Raw genomic sequence first — 4677 nt, forward strand, 5'->3', positions numbered from 1 at the left:
TTGTGCCTTAAACCTAAGCAATTGACCCGTGTGGATGATATGCCCATGCGAGAGTAGGTCATTTCCAGGCGCCAAATAAAACAGCAAGGCCACCTTAACCGAGTGGCCTTTTTGTTTTGTGTCTTGAAACCTAAGCAATTAGTCAGTGTGGCCAGTATGCCCATGCGAGAGTGAGTTATTTCCAGGCACCTACTCGACTTGAAAGAGTCGTGAAACAGTCCGCTATTATGTAGCGGGCTTTTTTACGTCTGTAATTTGAGTTTGAAAGCCGTTCTTGGGCCTAATCTATTGACCAGTTTAGATAATATGCCAATGCGAGAGTCGGTCATTAACAGGCTAGATTTAAGATCTACTAGAATAGCGATTATTCACAAGGTGGATCAATACAAGTTTATTAGTCATTATTGACTGTAACTCGCTCAGTTATCATTTATTTTTAGTATAGCTCTGCAAACTGTGACATATATGATGGATCTTCGATGTCTGATGGCATTATTCACAGCATGTTTTTCCGGTTAATCATGGTAATTTATTATCTAATTCCCTGCTACAATAGCGTTATATTTTTGAATTTGATGTCTGTCTATGTCTATCTCCCTTACTGCATTAAACACACTCGGCCTAAATCAGCATTGCGCTTCTTTAGTTGAAGTCACTAGCAAAAATGAGCTAATCACTAGATGTATTGAGTTGTATCAACGACAAAACCCAATGCTTATACTTGGTGGCGGAAGTAATCTGGTATTTACTGATGACTTTCAGGGAACGGTTGTTAAGGTGAGGACTACGGGAATTGTGATTGATCAAGACGATGACTTCTATTATCTCACTGTACAAGCGGGAGAAAATTGGCATCACTTGGTTGAGTATTGCCTTTCGAGAGAGATTTATGGTTTAGAAAATATGGCCCTGATCCCTGGGACTGTTGGCGCCGCTCCTATACAAAATATTGGTGCTTATGGTGTTGAATTTAATCGGTTCTGTCATCAGATTCAGTTTTTACAACTGGATACCGGAAAGTTAGTCCATTTTGATAATGACCAATGTCACTTTGGCTATCGCGAGTCTATTTTTAAACAACAGCTTAAAAACTTAGCTGTTATCACTGAAGTGACTTTAAAGTTAGCTAAACAGTGGCAAGCCGTTACCAACTATGGTCCACTGCAACATTTAGATCCTGCAACTGTGACCGCGAGACAAATTTTTGATTGTGTTTGTCATGTTCGCCAATCTAAGCTACCAGATCCTAAAAAGTTAGGTAATGTGGGCAGTTTCTTTAAAAATCCTGTGGTATCAATAGATGTCTATAATACCCTTAAAACTCGTTATGCTGCTTTAGTGGGTTACCCACAAGGTGATGATCATTATAAACTTGCTGCCGGCTGGCTGATTGAGCAAGCTGGGTTGAAGGGCTTTAATATAGGTGATGCAGCGGTTCATCAAGAACAAGCTTTGGTTTTAGTTAACCTTGGTAATGCTTCAGGTAAAGAAGTATGCCAATTAGCGCTGTACGTCATCCAGACGGTTTTTAATAAGTTTGGCGTTAGATTACAACCTGAGCCAAGGATTATAGGTTCTGCTGGGGAGATAGACATAAATGAATGAACATTGGTCTCGTAAACGTCAAATTTTAGCTTGTTTGCATCATGAGCATTTTGTTTCTGGTGAGGTGATAGCGCAGTCTCTATCGCTTACTCGGGCGGCGATTAATCAGCATATCGACGCATTAAAAGATTATGGCATTGAAATCTACAGCGTAAAGGGGAGAGGTTATAAGTTAGCGACGCCAATGTCCTTAGTAAATGAGTCAATTCTTGTCAATAATGTTGATGGCCGCTGTTTTTATTTTGATGAAACAACAAGCACTAATGCTTTTTTACTTGGACATACTAGTGAGCTTAAATCGGGTGATATTTGCATCGCTGAATATCAATCTGCAGGCAGAGGTCGAAGAGGCAGGAAATGGTTGTCTCCCTACGGGCACCATATTTATGCATCCATGTTCTGGCGTTTACATAGCGATATTAGCAAAGCAAGTGGCTTAAGCTTAGTGGTTGGTTGTTCTATTGTTAAGGCTTTATCAGCGTTTGGGGTTGAGGGGCTAGGTTTAAAATGGCCGAATGACATTTACCTAGAACATAAAAAATTAGCAGGGATTTTAGTAGAAATAGCCCACTCATCTGCGCAACAAACCGAGCTTGTAATTGGTTTTGGCATTAATATGAGTATGTCTGCTGAACAAGGCGGGCTTATTGATCAGCCCTGGAGTGATCTCTCTAGTTTAATGAGTATGCCAGATAAAACCGAGCTATTGATCCAACTGCACAAAACCCTTAAAACTGATCTTCAGTTATTTGAGCAAAAAGGGTTGGGCGCTTTTTTGGATCGCTGGAATAAGTATGATTTATTTGCTAATCGCGATGTTTCATTAATCATGGCACCCAATTGTGTGAACGGTATTTGTCGAGGCATTGATGATCAAGGTGCTTTATTGCTTGAAACTGACCAAGGTATTAAGCGCTATTTAGGTGGTGAAATCAGTCTTCGAGCAGCGACATAGGCAATAAGGATGTGGGTTATATAAGGTGAATTTTACAGCAATTTAGGCCTGCTTGACGCCTGCCTAAGCCTGTAGGATGACGTTTTTCTACTCTATGAGACAATGAAATAACATCGTAGAAAGACTCAAATGCTGGCCGAAGGAAGCGACTAAACGGTTGTTTGTTATTTTTATACAATCTGTTGATTATAAGGTGTTTGCTTAGAATGACTAAGTGTCACACCTTATGGCGTACTTTTGAATATTGAGTGAGTCCGTTATCTCGAACAAGTCTTACTAAATAACGCCTAATAATAGGCGCATATCGTGTTATTTGCGCAGTAAAACCCGATCCATTAAGTGGTTGGGGCCTTTTTGTAAAATCAAATGAGCTCGCTCGCGTGTCGGCTGAATATTTAATGATAAATTTGGACCATTGATGGTATCCCAAATATTGGCAGCAATTACATTCGCTTCATCGTCGGTCAAAGAAGAGTAGTGATGAAAGAATGAGTTTGGGTCACTAAACGCCCCAGTTCTAAATTGCAAGAATCGCTGTTTATACCAATCTTTAAGCAATGACTCATCGGCATCAACATAAATCGAGAAATCGACAAAATCTGATACAAAAGGTCTTCTGGTGTCGATTGGGGTATCTAAACCCGTTTGCAGTACATTTAAACCTTCTAAAATCAAAATGTCAGGTTGGCGAATAGCTTGATGTTCATCGTGACATCTATCATAAGTGACATGAGAATAAAGTGGTGCCAATATCTCTTTATTTCCAGCTTTAACAGCCGATATAAATTCGACTAACATTTTCATGTCGTAACTTTCAGGAAAACCTTTACGCTGCAGTAGTCCTTTACGCTTTAAATCTGCTAATGGATATAAAAAACCATCAGTAGTGACTAAATCAACTTTAGGATGCTCGGGCCAACGCTGTAATAACGTCTGTAAGATGCGTGCTGTGGTGCTCTTACCGACAGCTACGCTTCCTGCGATACTAATAATGTAAGGACCTGGAGAAGCTTTCTGTTCAAGAAACTTATCAAGAACGAGTCCACGCTGTTGTTTAGAGCCGACAAATAAATTCAGTAAACGGCTGAGAGGAAGGTAAATGTCAGTGACTTCATCTAAAGACAGCTTTTCATTCATACCACGCAGGTTTTCTAATTCAGCCTGACTCAATGTGAGTGGCACTGATTTGCGTAATTCAGCCCAATGCTCGCGCTGAAAAGCAAAGTAGAGTGCATCTTGTATTGAGTTAATTGGGTTCATAACCATTCCTCTAGGTTGGTCAGGCACATTACACTATCGTATAAATGGCGACAATAGTTTGGTTCTCATTTGTCTTCATCACTAATTACATTTGCCTACTAATCACTCTTTTTGCGCTAAACAAGTGCAAAAAAACGTCATTTGAAACTTTTTTTAGTTTTTTTATCATTTTACTCTTGCACTCTGGGGCACATTTACCTAATATCCGAACCCGAAATGATACGCCGGCATAGCTCAGTTGGTAGAGCAACTGACTTGTAATCAGTAGGTCCCGAGTTCGACTCTTGGTGCCGGCACCATTTTTCTGGAGGGGTTCCCGAGTGGCCAAAGGGATCAGACTGTAAATCTGACGGCTCAGCCTTCGAAGGTTCGAATCCTTCTCCCTCCACCATTTTCTAGGTAGTTAGGTAGCCTAAACAGGTTGCGCGGATGTCGTATAATGGTATTACTCCAGCCTTCCAAGCTGATAACGCGGGTTCGATTCCCGCCATCCGCTCCAAATTTGTTCGCTGATACGGCTCAGTTGGTAGAGCGCACCTTTAATGAGGGTGAGTCGGCAGTGCGAATCTGCCTATCAACACCAGCTTGTCATGAATAAACTTCCTAACCCTAAATAATCGATTCGATGTCATTTAATGCATCGGATTTTTACTATATGTGTTTTCATCACCAAGATAATTGGACTGAGGCAATACCATGGCAAAAGCTAAATTTGAACGTAACAAGCCCCATGTAAACGTGGGCACCATCGGTCACGTTGACCATGGTAAAACAACTTTAACAGCAGCAATCTCTGCCGTTTTGTCTAAAACTTATGGTGGTGAAGTTAAAAACTTCGCTCAAATCGATAACGCTCC

At 40.7% G+C, this 4677-nt stretch carries 4 protein-coding genes and 4 tRNA genes; 7 read left to right on the forward strand and 1 reads right to left on the reverse strand.

The features are described 5' to 3' along the window. The first annotated feature begins 579 nt into the window (after positions 1 to 579). The gene (murB, locus tag H5164_RS19705; protein WP_259396892.1) at positions 580 to 1605 is read left to right on the forward strand and encodes a UDP-N-acetylmuramate dehydrogenase; all 1026 of its coding nucleotides are present in this window, start codon (positions 580 to 582) and stop codon (positions 1603 to 1605) included. Next, entirely contained in the window at positions 1598 to 2560 is a 963-nt protein-coding gene (birA, locus tag H5164_RS19710; protein WP_124017701.1) for a bifunctional biotin--[acetyl-CoA-carboxylase] ligase/biotin operon repressor BirA, read from the forward strand. The genes murB and birA overlap by 8 nt, the downstream gene beginning before the upstream one ends. Positions 2561 to 2869: 309 nt before the next feature. Here the strand turns inward: birA and coaA are convergent, their stop codons facing one another. Then, positions 2870 to 3820 (reverse strand): type I pantothenate kinase, encoded by a 951-nt coding sequence (gene coaA, locus H5164_RS19715; protein WP_124017700.1) that lies wholly within the window; start codon positions 3818 to 3820, stop codon positions 2870 to 2872. Between the two features lie 223 nt (positions 3821 to 4043). On the opposite strand from coaA, the gene H5164_RS19720 reads away from it, so the two are divergent. From H5164_RS19720 to H5164_RS19740, 5 genes are all read left to right on the forward strand, one after another. Continuing rightward, positions 4044 to 4119: transfer RNA gene (locus tag H5164_RS19720), tRNA-Thr, on the forward strand. Between the two features lie 7 nt (positions 4120 to 4126). Further along, positions 4127 to 4211, forward strand: a tRNA-Tyr gene (locus H5164_RS19725). A gap of 34 nt (positions 4212 to 4245) precedes the next feature. After that, a tRNA-Gly gene (locus tag H5164_RS19730) sits at positions 4246 to 4319 on the forward strand. Positions 4320 to 4328: 9 nt separating this feature from the next. Further along, positions 4329 to 4403: transfer RNA gene (locus H5164_RS19735), tRNA-Ile, on the forward strand. Positions 4404 to 4516: 113 nt separating this feature from the next. Further along, positions 4517 to 4677: GTP-binding protein (locus H5164_RS19740; RefSeq protein WP_259395356.1), on the forward strand; the 161-nt coding region annotated here is incomplete at its 3' end.

The organism is Shewanella sp. SG41-3, from assembly GCF_014164545.1.
Lineage (GTDB): Bacteria > Pseudomonadota > Gammaproteobacteria > Enterobacterales > Shewanellaceae > Shewanella > Shewanella vesiculosa.